The following is a 14,622-nucleotide window of genomic DNA, read 5'->3' as shown; positions in this document are numbered from 1 at the left end:
CTCAGGGCGTCGGTTGTGCGATCGCCACGGCCAGATAGAACCATTCCTGGCCGGCTGTGGCGTCCGGATTCGGAAACAGGATGCAGGCGTCACGTTCAGCAGTGACGACGGTCCCGTCGGCGCGGGTGCCGATGGCCTCGCCCGCCTGCAGGCGATCGAAACTCTCCCAGTCGCGGGCGAAGACGTCGTCGTCGTGCGTCTTGTCGATGACTTCGACAATGCGCATGTGCTCGATCCGCCGCGCGGGTTCGGGCGGCGTGTCGTCGATCAGCCCCAGATGAGAGAGGGTGGCGCGAACGCAGTGTTCGGCGAGGTCGATCGCCGCCGGATCATCGTGCTGGCCGCATTCGACGGTCAGACCATAGCCGCCACGGCTGCGCATGTACTCGGTGGTGCCCACGCCGTAGTGCGGATCGGCGTCACCGCAGCCGCGCAAGCGGCGTCGCTCGACACCGCGCGCATAAGTGTCGAGCCAGCCGTCGACGAAGCGGCCGACGCCCAGGCAACGGGCCAGCGCACGCTCCTCGGCGGCGCGTGCGAACGGTTCGAGCGGACCGTCGTTGTCGTCCGGGCCGAGCATCACGAAGGGCTCGCCCGGGGTGTGGAAGGAATGCAAGTCGAGTAGTGCGTCGTGGGCGTCGAGCAGAGGACACAGCCAGTTGGCGACGTGATCCTCGAATTCGGTGGGAGCGTCGGTGGGCTGCAGGCGACGGTTGAGATTGCGTTCACCTTCGCGCGTGCGGTTATGCCAGGCCAGTGGATTGGCAACCGGCACGAAGCTCACGTGCCCGCGCCGTATGACGATTTCACCCGCCTCGATCGCCGCGAGGATGCGACGGATCGCCAGACTGCCGCACACTTCGTTGCCATGCACGGCACCGAGCACGACCAGACGGGGGCCTGCTTCCAGTCCGGTAAAGCTGTGGGCGGCGAAGTGCAGCGGCGGCAGTGGGCTCATTGCGGGTCGGGTTCCTTGGGAGCCAGTTCGGCTTCGACCGCGGCAATCTTCTCGGCCATGGTCTGCGCGCGGTCGGTGCGCGTACCCAGGCGGATGTTGGTGGAGATGCGCGGCGCGCCCATGGTGTGCAGGGTCTCGTGACATCGGCGCAGCGCGCCGAAGACCTCGTCCCAGTCGCCCTCGACGTTGGTGCCGTTGGCGTGCAGTACCGGCTCCAGACCGGCCTCGCGCAGCACGCGCTCGCAGGCGGCAACCCACGGCGACAAGGTATTGCCGACGCCGATCGGGACGATGGCGATATCGACGATGACTTGCATGCGTCACTCCGGAAAACTCGGGGAAGGACCAGTATAGCCCGTGCGATCAACGGGCGCGGCGGAAGGTCAGGTTGATGCGCGAGGCCCCGGTGAGGGGGTGAATGCCGGCCTTGAGGGTGAGGACGCCGTGAAAGGCCAGGCGTGTGGGCCCGCCCCAGACGAGAACGTCGCCATGGGCGAGCGGCACGCGCTGCGGGCGGTCGGATCGTTGCAGACCGCCGAACTGGAAGACGATGGGCAGGCCCAGCGACACGGACACGATGGGTTGTGAGAAGTCGTGTTCATTGCGGTCCTGGTGCAGACCCATTCGCGCCCCGGGGGCATAGCGGTTGATCAGACAGGTATCGGGGTCGAAGTGCGCATGGCCCGCACGCGCGGCGGCAGCCACGGCGATTCGCCGCAAGGGTTCGGGCATCGCCGGCCAGGCCCGCCCTGAGACCGGATCGCATTCGGCATAGCGGTAGCCGGCAGCGTCCGATACCCATCCCCAGCGCCCACAGCTGGTGGTCTCGACCGACATGCGATGGCCGCCCGGGGTGCATAGCCTGCGTGCGGGCGCTTCGGCCGATACGGCGTCGACGGCTTCGAGCAGCGCGTCGTCCACGCCGAGCGCGAAACCACGCAACAGCAGTGCGCCGTCGCCGATGGGCAGTGGCGTGTCGTCGGAGAACAGTTCGTGGTTCATCGGTGAGCGCAGCTCAATGGCGGGTCCACACGATGGATCGCGACGAGACGACGCGTCAAGGTTTCGCTTGTAGTGGCTCCGGTCTTGATCTTCAATGAAATCGTCATTGCCGAAGGTGTCTCCATGGTGCCAGCACCAATCTACGAATCCCTGCCCTACGCCTATGTCGGCGGTGGCATTCTTGCCCCGGCGGCGACCGGCTTCAATCCTGTGGTGATGGGATTCAGCGCGATTCTCGTCGCGGTCGGCATCCTGGTCATGGTCTTGCGCAGCCGCCATCGCGCCGACCACCCGGGCCGGGGCAGCAGACAAGCACGACGTCGTCGCTGAGCGCCGTCCGCGCTTGCTCGAGGTCAACACGCCGAGGCTTTGCAGGCCTAGAATCGGGGGCGTTTACGACACTCCCCCATTCCATGACCTCCGCAAGCCATCCAGACAAGAAAGGCGAGGCGCTCAAGCAGCAGCGCCTGCGCATGCTCGAAGACATTGCCGAGGAAATGTCCGGCGAAGTCGTGTTTCCGACCTCGTTCGACGCGGTGTTGCGCGTGCGCGACGCCATGCGTGATCCGGACATCTCGGTTTCGCGACTGGTCGCGTTGATGCGTGGCGAGCCGCTGATCTGCGCTCGATTGATCCACCTCGCCAATTCCGTCTCGCAAGGGGCCACGCGCAAGGTGCGTGACGTCGATGGCGCGATCAAGCGCCTGGGCATGAACTCGGTGCGTAAGGCTGCGCTGGCCGTCGCGCTCAACCAGCTCGTGCGCGCCAAGGAACTGGTGCGTTTCAAGCAGTTGTCCGACCAGTTGTGGGCGCACTCGCTGCATGCGGCGGCCGCCGCCGAGGTGATCGCGCGCGAACTCGAACCGCGCATTGCAGCCGACGAGGCGCTGTTCGCCGGGCTGGTGCATGACCTGGGGGCGTTCTACATGCTCTATCGCGCCGCCCAGTACGAAGAACTGCGCGAGCGTCCCGATACCGTGCGCCACCTGATTGCGCAGTGGCACGAGAGCATCGGCGAATCGCTGCTCTTCGCGCTCGATCTGCCTGCGGAAGTGGTGGACGCCGTGCGCGACCACGATCACCCGCGCGCCCCGCTGACCGAGCCGCCGCGCGATCTGGGCGAGGTCGTCTACGCGGCCAACATCCTCGCCGGGGCCATGTTCGAGTGGACCGGAGAGGATGCGGACACGCGCCAACTGGGGGCGCTGTACACCGGTCTTGCCGAGGCCATCGAGGCGCGGCGGCAGGAGCTGGCGCACGAGTACGCCGGTTGAGGCGGGTTCAGCGACGCAGCCCGAACCACGCGGATACGGCGACCGGCACGCCCAGTGCGATCCACGCTACGACGTCGCCAAGACCATCCGCGACCAGTGCCGCGATCAGGCCGAAGACCGAGAACAGGCCGATGACGATGGGCCAGCGCCAGATGTGCATCATGTCTGCGGCTCCGCATCGATTGCCTCGGCCGGGGATTTCGCCCGCTTGCGCCACCACAGCACGAGTCCGCTGGTCAGCACGATGATGGTCAGCACGTCGAGCAGTGCCCACAGGATTTTCATCGGCAGGCCGCCGTAGTCGCCGAAATGCAGCGGCTCGGAGATCATGAAGGCGGTGACGTACCAGGGTCGCCCGGCTGCTTCGAGCACTTCTCCGCTGTGTGCATCGACGAGCACCGCACGGGTCATGCGCGAGGTCAGCGGTGTGTCGCCGTGCAGCATCACCGCGAAGTGATCGGGCGTCGCGCGCAGCGTGCCGGGGAAGGCGATCATGTCGGCCTTCATCCCCGGCGCGGCGGCCAGCACGCGGTCGACCGCGGCCTGCAGGCTGCCGTCGGCGGGTGCGGCGACGCGCGAATCGGGGGCCAGCAGCGTCTGCGCACCACCCGACTGCAACACCGCGACCTGGTCACGCTGCCAGGCCTGCAGGATGAGGTCGGCCCAGGTGTTGATGACGCCTGTGAAGCCCACCACGAGTGCCCACACCAGCGTGACGATGCCGATCAGATTGTGCAGGTCCAGCCAGTGGGCGTGGCTGCGCTGGTTGCGCACGGTGCCGAATCTGAGCTTGCGCATGAACGGCGCGTAGAGCACCACGCCCGAGACCAGTGCGACCAGCAGCAACAGGCCCATGGCGCCGAGGAACAGCTTGCCCGGCAGACCGGCGTAGAGGTCGACGTGCAGGCGGTACATCACGCTCATGAAGCCTTCGCCGAAGTTCGGCTCGCCGAGAATCTCGGCGCTGCGCGCATCGACGTAGGCGAAGCGTGCCAGGCGTTCGTCGGTGTCGACGCGCGTGTCCATCTTGGCCAGCCACAGATCGGGTTCGTCGTCGCCCGCGAACAGATACAGTGGCACGAGACCCGGGTGATGGATCTCGGCCGCGCGGACGACGCGGTCCAGCGAAACGTGTGGCGTGCCTGCCGGCAGCCGCGGCATTTCGACTTCGTCACCGGTGAGATGGTCGATCTCGTGACTGAAGATCAGCGGCAGGCCGGTAATGCACAGCACCAGCATGAACAGCGTGCACACCAGGCTGGACCACTTGTGCACCCAGCTCCAGCGACGGATCGCGCCGGGCGTCATCAGAAGTCGAAGCTCGCGGTCAGCGTGAAGGTGCGCGGTGCGCCCAGCACCAGATAGTTGGCTCCCGGATAGCCGCCGGCCGAGGCCCAGTAATCGCGGTCGGCGAGGTTTTCGATACGCGCACGCAAGGTCATGACCTGGCCGCCGATGTCGGTGATGTAGCGGGCGCCGACGTCGAAGCGCGTCCACGACGGGATGCGCTCGTCGTTGGCCTCGTCGATGTACTGCTTGGAAGTGTGGATCGCACGGCCGGTCAAGGTCAGACCGGGCATGCCCGGCACGTCCCATTCCACACCGAGGTTGAGCTGGCTGTCGGGCACGCCGATGGCGTCGTTGCCGTCGAGCGCGCCGCCGGCGGTCTTCTTCAGTTGGGCGTCGAGCAGGGTCAGGCCGCCGAGCACGCGCAGGTTGTGCAGCGGCTGGCCGAACACGGTGAGTTCGATGCCGCGGTTGCGCTGCTCGCCGTTGGCGCCGAAGACGCCGTTCTCGACGGTCGTGAACGGCTTGTCGGTGGTGAAGAAGGCGAGGCTGCCGCCGAGGCGCCCGCCGTCGTATTTCACGCCGGCTTCCTTTTGCTTGGAGACGTAGGGGGCGAGCACTTCGCCGGCGTTGTCGATGGGCTGGCCGCCACTGACTGCGGGCGCGATGTCGCCCTTGACCAGCGCTTCGGCGTAGTTGGCGTAGAGCGACACCTGCGGGTTGAGCTTGAACACCACGCCGGCCATCGGCGTCACCTCGCTCTTGTCGTAGTCCGATTCCTTGGCGCCGGTGTTGTAGTTGTAGCCGCGCTGCGCGATGGTCTGGTGGCGTGCGCCGACGGTGACCAGCAGGCGATCGTCCAGGAAGCCCATGGTGTCGGCGAGCGCGACGCTGCGCGTGTTGGTGCGCTCGGTCACATGCGGCGAAGACATCGAACCGCCGGTGAAGAAATCGGCGTCGGGCGGTGCGACGTCGCCCGGATCGTTCAGATCGCTGGCGAAGCCGGCGAAGTCGGAGAATGCGTAGGCGTTGCGCGAGCTCATGCGGAAGATATTGGCCGAGGCCACCACTTCGTGCGAGACGGCGCCGGTGATGAGACGTCCGCGTATGCCGATCTCGCCCGTCGACACGGCGTCCTCGCGCACGTTGTCGAAGCGGTAGGCGGTGGTCGAGCCGTCGGACATCGCACGCGGGTTGGCCAGCCGGTTCTTCTCGTCGCCGTCGCGCACCCCGGCGGCGGCCCACGCCGTGACGTCGTCGGTGAGGTCGAATTCACCGCGGAAGGTGGCGAAGGTCTGGCGTTCCTTCGAGAAGGTCCACGGCTGCGCGAAGTTGTTTGACGCATCCGGCGCGGAGGGCGCGGCGCCGGTGGGCGTGACGCTGGGGCGTGGCTCGTCGATGTCGTGATCCTGATGGCCGATGTCGGCCGACAGGCGGAAGTTGCTGCCGCGATGGTCCAGCCCCACCGCGAGCACGTCCAGACGCCGGCGCTCGTCGTCGATGGCGGTGCCACCGTCGCGGCGCGCGGCGTTGATGCGGATGCCGTTCTCGCCGTCATCACCAAAGCGTCGGCCGACGTCGGCCGCGACATAGCCCTGTGCGCCGCTTTCAACACCGACCGTGAGGCGGTTCAAGGGATCGTTGGGCGCGCGCTTGGGCAGCAGGTTGACCGAGCCGCCGATGCCGCTGCCGCCGGGCGCGGCGCCGTTGATGAAGGTGTTGGCGCCGCGCAGCACCTCGACGCGCTCGAGCAGCTCGGCCGCGACGTACTGGCGCGGCAGCAGCCCGTACAGGCCGTTGTAGGCCATGTCGTCGGAAAACACCGGGAAGCCGCGGATGACGTAGAGTTCCTGGAAATTGCCGAAGCCGCGCGCTGTGCGCACCGAGGCGTCGTTCTGCATCACGTCCGAGACGCTCTTGGCCTGCTGGTCCTGCATCAGTTCGCTGGTGTAGGCGGTGGCGTTGAACGGTGTGTCCATCGCGTCGCGGTTGCCCAGAACGCCGACGCGCCCGCCGCGCGCGACCTGGTTGCCGGCATAGGCCGGCGCCAGACCCTCGGCCGAGGCGTCGGCACTGGCGTTGACGGTGACGGTATCGAGCCGGACGGCATCTTCGGCGGCAGCCTCGGACTGCGCCAGCGCGGGGGCGGCGAGCACGAGCGCGGCGGCGAGCGCGCCCAGACGGAAGGGGTGACGGAGGGAATGCACGTGGGAAACCTCGTGGGGTGCGCGCGAAGCTGCGACTGTCGTCAGAAACGTAAAAAGAAAGCGAATTATTCGCGTTTACAGTAATCGTTTCAAGTCGGATGTGTCGTTCATCCGCGTCGCAAGGCCCGTAAGCGAGCCGCGTGCGTGTCCCGAAGTGCGGCGGGGTTTCCTTGCGTTGCGCTTGTGGTTACACTGAAAGCCGTCTATCGCCGGCTCACGCCGGGACCCGATCGGGAGAGACCGTCGCCATCGCGGCGCGGCGCCGAAGGAGCAACCGCCCCGGAAACTCTCAGGCAAAAGGACCGACCGGATCGACATCCATCTCTGAAGAGCTGGCGGGTTCGTCACCCGCCACACCGAAGGAGCAAGCGTCGCCTGCAAGGCTGGCGTGAATCTCTCAGGTACCGGACAGAGGGGGCGTGTTGCGCACATGTCGTGCGAACACCCCAACCCCTGACGTCTGGAGACCGTTCCAATGAAGACCATTGCCGTCATCGGTGGAGGCATCACCGGGGTGACGAGCGCCTACGCGCTCGCCCGCAAAGGCTATTCCGTCACGCTGTTCGAAAAGCACCGCTATCCCGCCATGGAGACCTCGTTCGCAAACGGCGGCCAGCTTTCGGCGTCCAACGCGGAAACCTGGACGCACTGGAGCACGGTGCTCAAGGGCCTCAAGTGGATGCTGCGCAAGGACGCGCCGCTGCTGGTGAACCCCAAGCCCTCGTGGCACAAGCTGTCGTGGTTCGCGCAGTTCCTGGCCAGCATCCCGCACTATCGCGACAACACCGTGGAGACCGCGCGGCTGGCCGTGGCCGCGCGTGAGCACCTGTTCGCCTGGGCCGAGGCCGAGGGCATCGATTTCGACTGCGAGAAGCGCGGCATCCTGCACATCTACCGTGATCGCGCGGGCTTCGAGCATGCCGCCGAGGTGACGAAGCTGCTCGCCGCCGGCGGGCTGGAACGCCGCGCGGTGACGCCCGAGGAGATGCGCGCCATCGAGCCGACGCTGGCCGGCAACTACTACGGCGGCTTCTATACCGAGAGCGATTCCACCGGCGACATCCACAAGTTCACCGTGGGCCTGTCGGCCGCGCTCGACCGCATGGGCGTGCGCAGCATCTTCGGCCGCGACGTGGTGGCGCTCAACAGCGACGGCGAGCACGCCTCCGTGACGACCGTGGTCGACGGCCGCCAGGACGTGTGGAATTTCGACGCCTTGATGGTGTGCGCCGGCGTGGCGAGCCGCGAGTTCGCGCGCCAGCTCGGCGACCGCGTGAATGTCTATCCGGTCAAGGGCTACTCGATCACCGTAAATCTGACCGATGAGCGCAGTCAGCGCAGTGCGCCGTGGGTCAGCCTGCTCGACGACGAGACCAAGCTGGTCACCAGCCGCCTCGGCCCGGACCGCTTCCGTGTGGCCGGCACGGCCGAGTTCAACGGCTACAACAGGGACATCCGCGCCGACCGCATCCGCCCGCTCGTGGATTGGGTGAACCACTGCTTCCCCGGCGTGAGCACGCGCCAGGTCGTGCCGTGGGCCGGTCTGCGGCCGATGATGCCGGACATGATGCCGCGCGTCGGTCGTGGTCGCCGCGCCAACGTGTTCTACAACACCGGCCACGGCCACCTGGGCTGGACGCTGTCGGCAGCCACCGCCGACCTGATCGCCGGCGTGGTTGCCGCTGCGGGTGAAGCCGCACCTATGGTGCAGGTGCCGGCGCAACTGCGTCCGGGCAACGCCTGAGGGTGATGATCGGCGCGGCGCCCTCAGCGCCGCGCCGACAGCAGCGCGCCGATCGACACCAGCGCAAGCCCGGCAATCGCCGTGACCGTGAGCGCTTCGCCGAGCAGAATCCAGGCGCCGATCGCAGAGGCCCCCGGTACGATGGCCAGCGTCATCGAGGCGCGATACACGCCGATGGTCTGACAGGCATAGGTGTACATCGCGCCGGCCAGCAGCGCCGCGACGATGCCCTGATACACGGCCTGCAGCACGATCTCGCCCATCGGCGCGGTGGCGATGGTCTTGGGCAACCACAGCAGGTAGACCGGCGTGTACACCACCAGCGAAATCACCGCCATGCCGACGATGGCACTGCGAGGCGGCACCTTCCAGTGGCGACCGAGCATGCCGAACACGGCCCACAACAGCGCCGCGATCAGGAACAGCACGTCGCCCTTCCACACGTCCGAATCGCCGATCTCGCCAAGACTCTTGCCGGCGATCAGCAACAGGCCGGCCGAGGTCGTGCCGAGCGCCACCAGCACCCGCCGCGACAGGTGAAATCCCGCCGTCACCGCGACCAGGATCACCGTCCAGAACGGAATCCCGCCGTTGATGAACACGCCCGCGTGTGCCGTCGGCGCATACGCGAAGCCCGAATACGCCAGCAGCGAATAGCCCACGCCGGCGACCATCGCCAGCACGAAATAGCGCGGATACTCGGCCACCGGCACCATGCGCAGGAAGAACGGCAGCGCCAGCAGCCCCGACACCGCGAAGCGCAGCGCCGCGATGTCGTAGGGTGTCAGCGCCCCGGTGGAGCCCACGCGCGAGACGATGTTGAAACCCGACCAGCACAGCACGACAATGCCGGCTGCAAGCAGGCCGCGTGTGTGGTCGGACAACGGCGCGCGGGTCGGCTCGGACAAGGCGCGTGGCTCAGATGTCGATGTTGCGCGCGTACACCGCGTTGCTCTCGATGAAGGCGCGGCGGGGTTCGACGTCGTCGCCCATCAGGGTGGTGAAGATCTCGTCGGCGGCGATGGCGTCTTCGATCTGCACGCGCAGCAGGCGGCGCACTTCCGGGTCCATGGTGGTTTCCCACAGCTGTTCCGGGTTCATTTCGCCCAGACCCTTGTAGCGCTGCTTGCTCAGGTTGCGTTCGACCTCGGCGAGCAGCCAGCGGATCGCGTCGGAGAAGGTCGCGACCGGTTGCGACTTTTCGCCGCGACGCACTTCGGCACCGGGGCCGATCAGGTCGGCGATGGATTCGGCGGCGGTGCGGATGCTGCGGTAGTCGCCGGAGACGATGAAGTCTTCCTCGATGGCGCTGAGTCGGCGGTTGCCGTGGTACATGCGCTCGATGGCCAGACGCCACTTTTCGGACTCGTCGTCGTAGTCGGCGAACACGCGGATGTCGTCGGGCAGGAAGGGATGGAGCGCTTCGGCCGCCGCGCGCGTGGTTTCCTCGGATTCGAGACTGACGGGGATGTTGCGCGCGAGCATGACGTGCAGCACGGCCGGGTCGATGTAGCTGGCGAGGCGGTTGATGACGGCCTCGGCGAGCAGGTAGGCGCGCGCCAGCCCGGCCAGCGCCTCGTTGACGATGGGGTCGGCGCCCACGCGCGGGACCAGCGAGGCGTTGTCGAGCGCGATGCGCAGCAGGTGCTGGTTGAGCTCGTTGTCGTCCTTGATGTAGTGCTCGGCCTTGCCGTGCTTGATCTTGTAGAGCGGCGGCTGGGCGATGTAGATGTGGCCGCGCTCGACCAGCTCCGGCATCTGGCGGTAGAAGAAGGTCAGCAGCAGGGTGCGGATGTGGGCGCCGTCGACGTCGGCGTCGGTCATGATGATGATGCGGTGGTAGCGCAGCTTCTCGGGCTTGTAGTCGTCCTTGCCGATGCCGGTGCCCAGCGCGGTGATCATCGTGGCGATCTCCTGGCTTTGCAGCAGCTTGTCGAAGCGCGCCTTCTCGACGTTGAGGATCTTGCCCTTGAGCGGCAGGATGGCCTGGAACTTGCGGTCGCGGCCCTGCTTGGCGGAGCCGCCGGCGGAGTCACCCTCGACCAGGTAGATCTCGGACAGGGCCGGGTCCTTCTCCTGGCAGTCGGCGAGCTTGCCGGGCAGGCCGACGCCGTCGAGCAGGCCCTTGCGGCGCGTCATTTCGCGCGCCTTGCGTGCGGCGTCGCGCGCGCGCGCGGCCTCGACGATCTTGCCGCAGATGGTGCGCGCGTCGATGGGGTTTTCCAGCAGGAAGTCGGAGAGCTTGCTGGCCACCACTTCTTCCACCGCCGGGCGCGCTTCGGAGGACACCAGCTTCATCTTGGTCTGGCTGGCGAACTTGGGGTCGGGCATCTTGACCGAAAGCACGCAGGCCAGGCCCTCGCGCATGTCGTCGCCGCTGATGTCGACCTTGGCCTTCTTGGCGATTTCGGTCTCTTCGATGTACTTGTTGATGACGCGCGTCATCGCCGCGCGCAGGCCGGTGAGGTGGGTGCCGCCGTCGGCCTGCGGGATGTTGTTGGTGAAGCACAGCACCTGTTCGGCGTAGGAGTCGTTCCACTGCATCGCGACTTCGACGGACAGTTCGGCCTCGCCCACAGGCGTGGGAATCTGCGTGGCACCCGCGGCGTGGAAGACGACCGGATGCAGCACGCTCTTGCTGCGGTTGATGTATTCGACGAAGCCTTTCACGCCGCCGGCGAAGGCGAAGTTTTCGTCCTTGTTGTTGCGCTGGTCGACCAGGCGGATCTTGACGCCGTTGTTGAGGAAGGACAGCTCGCGCAGGCGCTTGGCGAGGATCTCGTAGTGGAACTCGATGTCGCCGAAGATTTCCTCGTCGGCGAGGAAATGCAGTTCGGTGCCGCGCTTGGCGGTGTCTCCGACCACGCGCAACGGGCTGATTTCGACGCCGTCGATGACTTCGATCACGCGATCCTGCGGTACGCCGCGAAAGAACTCCATGTAGTGCTTGTGGCCGTCGCGCTTGATGGTCAGGCGCAGCCACTTGGACAAGGCGTTCACACAGGACACGCCGACGCCGTGCAGGCCGCCGGAGACCTTGTAGCTGTTCTGGTTGAACTTGCCCCCGGCGTGCAGTTCGCACATCACCATCTCGGCGGCCGAGCGCCTGGGCTCGTGCTTGTCGTCCATCTTGATGCCGACCGGGATGCCGCGACCGTTGTCGGTGACCGAGATGGAGTTGTCCGGGTGGATGGTGACGACGATGTCGTCGCAATGCCCGGCCAGCGCTTCGTCGATCGCGTTGTCGACGACTTCGAACACCATGTGATGCAGGCCCGTGCCGTCGGAGGTGTCGCCGATGTACATTCCGGGCCGCTTGCGCACGGCCTCGAGGCCCTCGAGCTGCTGGATGCTCGATTCATCGTAATCTTCGTTGATCGGACGGTTCTGGAATTCGGACATGGGCTTCTCAGGTAATTCGTAAAGAACGTTCGTTGCAGAAAAACTCGGGACGTCGCAGGAAGATGTGCAGAAACCGTAGCGAGCCCGTTCAGGCCGGCCCGAGACGCGCAGCCATACACCGGTATGGCGAGCATCGCAGGGGCGGGATGGACGGGCGCAGTAGGTTTATGCGCGTCTTCCTTAGATGCGCATGGGCATGACTACGTATTTGAAGCTGTCGTTGCCCGGCAGGGTCAGCAGGGCCGACGAGTTGCCGTCGTTGAAGTGCCATTCGATGGTGTCGCTGGATACGTTGCCGAGCACGTCGAGCAGGTAGCTGACGTTGAAGCCGATGTCGGCGCCCTCGCCCGAGAAATCGATTTCGAGTTCCTCGACGGCTTCTTCCTGTTCGGAGTTGGAACTGCTGATGCGCAGCACGCCGTCGTCGATCACCAGACGCACGCCGCGGAATTTCTCGTTGGTCAGGATGGCCACGCGCTGCAGCGCGGCGAGCAGTTCGGAGCGGTCGAAATTGACCTGCTTGGGGTGGTTCTGCGGGATCACGCGCTCGTAGTCGGGAAACTTGCCGTCGATCAGTTTGGAGACGAGCTCGGTGGGCCCGAAGCGGAATACCGCCTGGTTGCCGGCGAGCACGACTTCGAGCAGGTCGTCGCTGTCGGCGAGCTGGCGCGTGAGTTCGGTGACGGTCTTGCGCGGCAGGATCACGTCGGCGCGCTCGTGCGTGGATTCCAGCGTGCTCGACGCGAAGGCCAGGCGGTGGCCGTCGGTGGCGACCATGCGCAGCTCGCTGCCGTCGACGATGATGAGCAGGCCGTTGAGGTAATAGCGGATGTCCTGCTGCGCCATCGCGTAGCCGACCTGCGCGAGCTGGCGCTTGAAGGCGCGCTGCGAGACCGAGAAGCGCACGCTGCTCTCCTCGGGCGGATTCATGCGCGGGTAGTCGGCCGCTGGCAGCGTCTGCAGCGCGAAGCGGCTCTTGCCGGTCTTCACCGTCAGGCGCTTGTCGTCGAGCGTGAGGTTGACGTCGGCACCATCGGGCAACGCGCGCAGGATGTCCTGCAGCTTGCGCGCCGACACGGTGAGGCTGGCGTCCTCGCCGCCCAGATCGCCGGCGGTGGTGGTGCGGATCTGGATCTCGATGTCGGTGGCGAGCATGGTGAGCTGTTCGCCGCGCTTTTCGATCAGCACGTTGGACAGGATCGGCAGGGTGTGGCGCTTCTCGACGATGTTGGCGACCGACTGCAGCGGAGCGAGCAGTGCGTCGCGCGTGGTGGTGAGCAAGTGCATGGCGTCAGAATCGTCCGTCGTTGTTGTTGGTGGTCACGGTTTCGGCTTGCTTGAGCGCGCTCATCCCCTTAGCACCTGGTTGAGCACGTGTACGTCGTGGTTGAGCTGCGTGTCCGACAGGCGCAGGGCCGTGATCGTGCGGCAGGCGTGGATCACCGTGGTGTGGTCGCGCCCGCCGAAGGCCTCGCCGATGGCCGGCAGCGACATCGGCGTGAGTTCCTTGGCCAGCCACATCGCGACCTGGCGCGGACGGGCGATCACGCGCGTGCGCTTGCGCGAATGCATGTCGGCGATCTTGATCTTGTAGAAGTCGGCCACGGTCTTCTGGATGTGCTCGATGGTGAGCTGTCGGTTGTGCGCGTTGAGCAGATCCTTGAGCGCTTCCTTGGACAGCTCCAGCGAAATCGGTTTGTTGTGGAAACGCGCGAATGCGACGACCTTGTTGAGCGCGCCCTCGAGCTCGCGCACGTTCGAGCGCAGGTTCTTGGCGATCAGGAAGGCGACGTCGTCGGACAGGTCGATGCGCACCACCTCGGCCTTCTTCTTCAGGATGGCCACGCGCATCTCGAGCTCGGGCGGCTCGATCTGCACGGTCAGACCCCAGTCGAAGCGCGAGATCAGGCGGTCCTCCAGCCCCTGGATGTCCTTGGGGTAGGTGTCGCAGGTGATGATGATCTGCTTCTTGGCCTCGGTCAGCGCGTTGAAGGCGTGGAAGAATTCTTCCTGGGTGCGCGTCTTCTTGTTGAAGAACTGGATGTCGTCGATGATCAGCAGGTCGAGCGAGCGATAGTAGAGCTTGAACTGGTCGAAACTCTGCTGCTGGTAGGCACGCACCACGTCGGCGTAGTAGTCCTCGGCGTGCACGTAGCGGATCACCGCCGACGGGTTGGCCTCGAACACCGCGTTGCCGATGGCATGCACCAGGTGGGTCTTGCCCAGGCCGACGCCGCCGTAGATGAACAGCGGGTTGTACGAGGTGCCCGGGTTTTCCGCGACCTGCATCGCCGCCGCGCGCGCGAGATCGTTGGCGCGGCCGGTGACCAGGTTGTCGAAGCTGAAGTCGCCGTTCAGCCGCGTCTTGTCGTAGCCAGGCTCACCATGGTCGTGACGCGGAGCCGGTTTGGGGGGCGGCGTCGCGGCTTCGGGCGGTGTGGCTTCGACCGGGCGATCGGCCTGGGCGGCACGTGGCTGCGGCGGGACGGCGGAGCCGTTGGCGGGCAGCACCAGTTGCAGGTCGATCGGTTCGCCGTGGAATTCCTCGCCCAGTTCGCCGATGCGCCCGAGGTAGCGGTCGCGAACCCATTGCAGCACGAAGCGATTGGGCGCGCACAGGCGCAGCGAGGGGCCCTCGGACGGCTGCTCCTGGTCGGCACGCAACGCCTTGATCCAAGTGCTGAACTGCTGCGGCGGCAGTTCGCTCTCGAGGCGGGACAGGCAGAAGGACCAGAATTCGTGCGTCAC

The 14,622-nt window shown here is 66.3% G+C and carries 13 protein-coding genes and 1 riboswitch; of the genes, 3 read left to right on the top strand and 10 right to left on the bottom strand.

The window, feature by feature from the left end:
- Position 1: 1 nt before the first annotated feature.
- The 3 genes from C0099_RS00060 to alkB are packed head-to-tail and all read right to left on the bottom strand — an operon-like array spanning position 2 to position 1,960.
- On the bottom strand, positions 2-958 hold the full coding sequence (locus C0099_RS00060) for a succinylglutamate desuccinylase/aspartoacylase family protein (RefSeq protein WP_102245540.1): 957 nt from the start codon (positions 956-958) through the stop codon (positions 2-4).
- Positions 955-1,275, bottom strand: coding sequence for an MTH1187 family thiamine-binding protein (locus C0099_RS00055; RefSeq protein WP_102245539.1), 321 nt, complete (start codon positions 1,273-1,275; stop codon positions 955-957). The genes C0099_RS00060 and C0099_RS00055 overlap by 4 nt, the downstream gene beginning before the upstream one ends.
- Positions 1,276-1,321: 46 nt before the next feature.
- Entirely contained in the window at positions 1,322-1,960 is a 639-nt protein-coding gene (gene alkB, locus C0099_RS00050) for a DNA oxidative demethylase AlkB (protein ID WP_102245538.1), read from the bottom strand.
- 84 nt (positions 1,961-2,044) lie between these two features.
- On the opposite strand from alkB, the gene C0099_RS00045 reads away from it, so the two are divergent.
- Positions 2,045-2,290 carry a hypothetical protein gene (locus C0099_RS00045; RefSeq protein ID WP_123785200.1) on the top strand — a complete coding sequence of 82 codons (246 nt, stop codon included), beginning with the start codon at positions 2,045-2,047 and terminating at the stop codon, positions 2,288-2,290.
- Positions 2,291-2,373: 83 nt separating this feature from the next.
- Positions 2,374-3,234, top strand: a complete 861-nt coding sequence (locus tag C0099_RS00040) for an HDOD domain-containing protein (protein WP_102245536.1) — start codon at positions 2,374-2,376, stop codon at positions 3,232-3,234.
- Between the two features lie 7 nt (positions 3,235-3,241).
- On the opposite strand, the gene C0099_RS15935 is transcribed toward C0099_RS00040, so the two are convergent.
- Genes C0099_RS15935 through C0099_RS00030 form a run of 3 tightly spaced genes read right to left on the bottom strand, consistent with a single transcriptional unit; the run spans position 3,242 to position 6,728 of the window.
- Positions 3,242-3,397, bottom strand: a complete 156-nt coding sequence (locus C0099_RS15935; RefSeq protein WP_164084835.1) for a hypothetical protein — start codon at positions 3,395-3,397, stop codon at positions 3,242-3,244.
- Positions 3,394-4,542: a PepSY-associated TM helix domain-containing protein gene (locus tag C0099_RS00035; protein WP_102245535.1), complete on the bottom strand. Its 1,149-nt coding sequence runs from the start codon at positions 4,540-4,542 to the stop codon at positions 3,394-3,396. The genes C0099_RS15935 and C0099_RS00035 overlap by 4 nt, the downstream gene beginning before the upstream one ends.
- The gene (locus C0099_RS00030; RefSeq protein ID WP_102245534.1) at positions 4,542-6,728 is read right to left on the bottom strand and encodes a TonB-dependent receptor; all 2,187 of its coding nucleotides are present in this window, start codon (positions 6,726-6,728) and stop codon (positions 4,542-4,544) included. The genes C0099_RS00035 and C0099_RS00030 overlap by 1 nt, the downstream gene beginning before the upstream one ends.
- 221 nt (positions 6,729-6,949) lie before the next feature.
- A riboswitch (glycine riboswitch) is annotated at positions 6,950-7,043 on the top strand.
- A 160-nt stretch (positions 7,044-7,203) separates the two neighbouring features.
- Between C0099_RS00030 and C0099_RS00025 the strand changes: the two genes are divergently transcribed.
- Positions 7,204-8,472: a D-amino acid dehydrogenase gene (locus C0099_RS00025; RefSeq protein ID WP_102245533.1), complete on the top strand. Its 1,269-nt coding sequence runs from the start codon at positions 7,204-7,206 to the stop codon at positions 8,470-8,472.
- A 23-nt stretch (positions 8,473-8,495) separates the two neighbouring features.
- Here the strand turns inward: C0099_RS00025 and C0099_RS00020 are convergent, their stop codons facing one another.
- From C0099_RS00020 to dnaA, 4 genes are all read right to left on the bottom strand, one after another.
- Positions 8,496-9,380 carry a DMT family transporter gene (locus C0099_RS00020; RefSeq protein ID WP_228151613.1) on the bottom strand — a complete coding sequence of 295 codons (885 nt, stop codon included), beginning with the start codon at positions 9,378-9,380 and terminating at the stop codon, positions 8,496-8,498.
- Between the two features lie 10 nt (positions 9,381-9,390).
- Positions 9,391-11,874 carry a DNA topoisomerase (ATP-hydrolyzing) subunit B gene (gene gyrB, locus C0099_RS00015; RefSeq protein ID WP_102245531.1) on the bottom strand — a complete coding sequence of 828 codons (2,484 nt, stop codon included), beginning with the start codon at positions 11,872-11,874 and terminating at the stop codon, positions 9,391-9,393.
- Between the two features lie 180 nt (positions 11,875-12,054).
- Positions 12,055-13,161 (bottom strand): DNA polymerase III subunit beta, encoded by a 1,107-nt coding sequence (gene dnaN, locus C0099_RS00010; protein ID WP_102245530.1) that lies wholly within the window; start codon positions 13,159-13,161, stop codon positions 12,055-12,057.
- A gap of 60 nt (positions 13,162-13,221) precedes the next feature.
- Entirely contained in the window at positions 13,222-14,622 is a 1,401-nt protein-coding gene (dnaA, locus tag C0099_RS00005) for a chromosomal replication initiator protein DnaA (protein WP_173768931.1), read from the bottom strand.

Origin of the sequence: Pseudazoarcus pumilus (assembly GCF_002872475.1) — a bacterium.
Lineage (GTDB): Bacteria > Pseudomonadota > Gammaproteobacteria > Burkholderiales > Rhodocyclaceae > Pseudazoarcus > Pseudazoarcus pumilus.
Note: the sequence above shows the minus strand (reverse complement) of the source record. Positions and strands in the feature narration are given on the sequence as shown.

Excerpts from the sequence above, each read along its gene's own strand:
- C0099_RS00060 (WP_102245540.1), bottom strand. The coding sequence starts at position 958 with ATGAGCCCACTGCCGCCGCTGCACTTCGCCGCCCACAGCTTTACCGGA.
- C0099_RS00055 (WP_102245539.1), bottom strand. The coding sequence starts at position 1,275 with ATGCAAGTCATCGTCGATATCGCCATCGTCCCGATCGGCGTCGGCAAT.
- alkB (WP_102245538.1), bottom strand. The coding sequence starts at position 1,960 with ATGAACCACGAACTGTTCTCCGACGACACGCCACTGCCCATCGGCGAC.
- C0099_RS00040 (WP_102245536.1), top strand. The coding sequence starts at position 2,374 with ATGACCTCCGCAAGCCATCCAGACAAGAAAGGCGAGGCGCTCAAGCAG.
- C0099_RS15935 (WP_164084835.1), bottom strand. The coding sequence starts at position 3,397 with ATGATGCACATCTGGCGCTGGCCCATCGTCATCGGCCTGTTCTCGGTC.
- C0099_RS00035 (WP_102245535.1), bottom strand. The coding sequence starts at position 4,542 with ATGACGCCCGGCGCGATCCGTCGCTGGAGCTGGGTGCACAAGTGGTCC.
- C0099_RS00025 (WP_102245533.1), top strand. The coding sequence starts at position 7,204 with ATGAAGACCATTGCCGTCATCGGTGGAGGCATCACCGGGGTGACGAGC.
- gyrB (WP_102245531.1), bottom strand. The coding sequence starts at position 11,874 with ATGTCCGAATTCCAGAACCGTCCGATCAACGAAGATTACGATGAATCG.
- dnaN (WP_102245530.1), bottom strand. The coding sequence starts at position 13,161 with ATGCACTTGCTCACCACCACGCGCGACGCACTGCTCGCTCCGCTGCAG.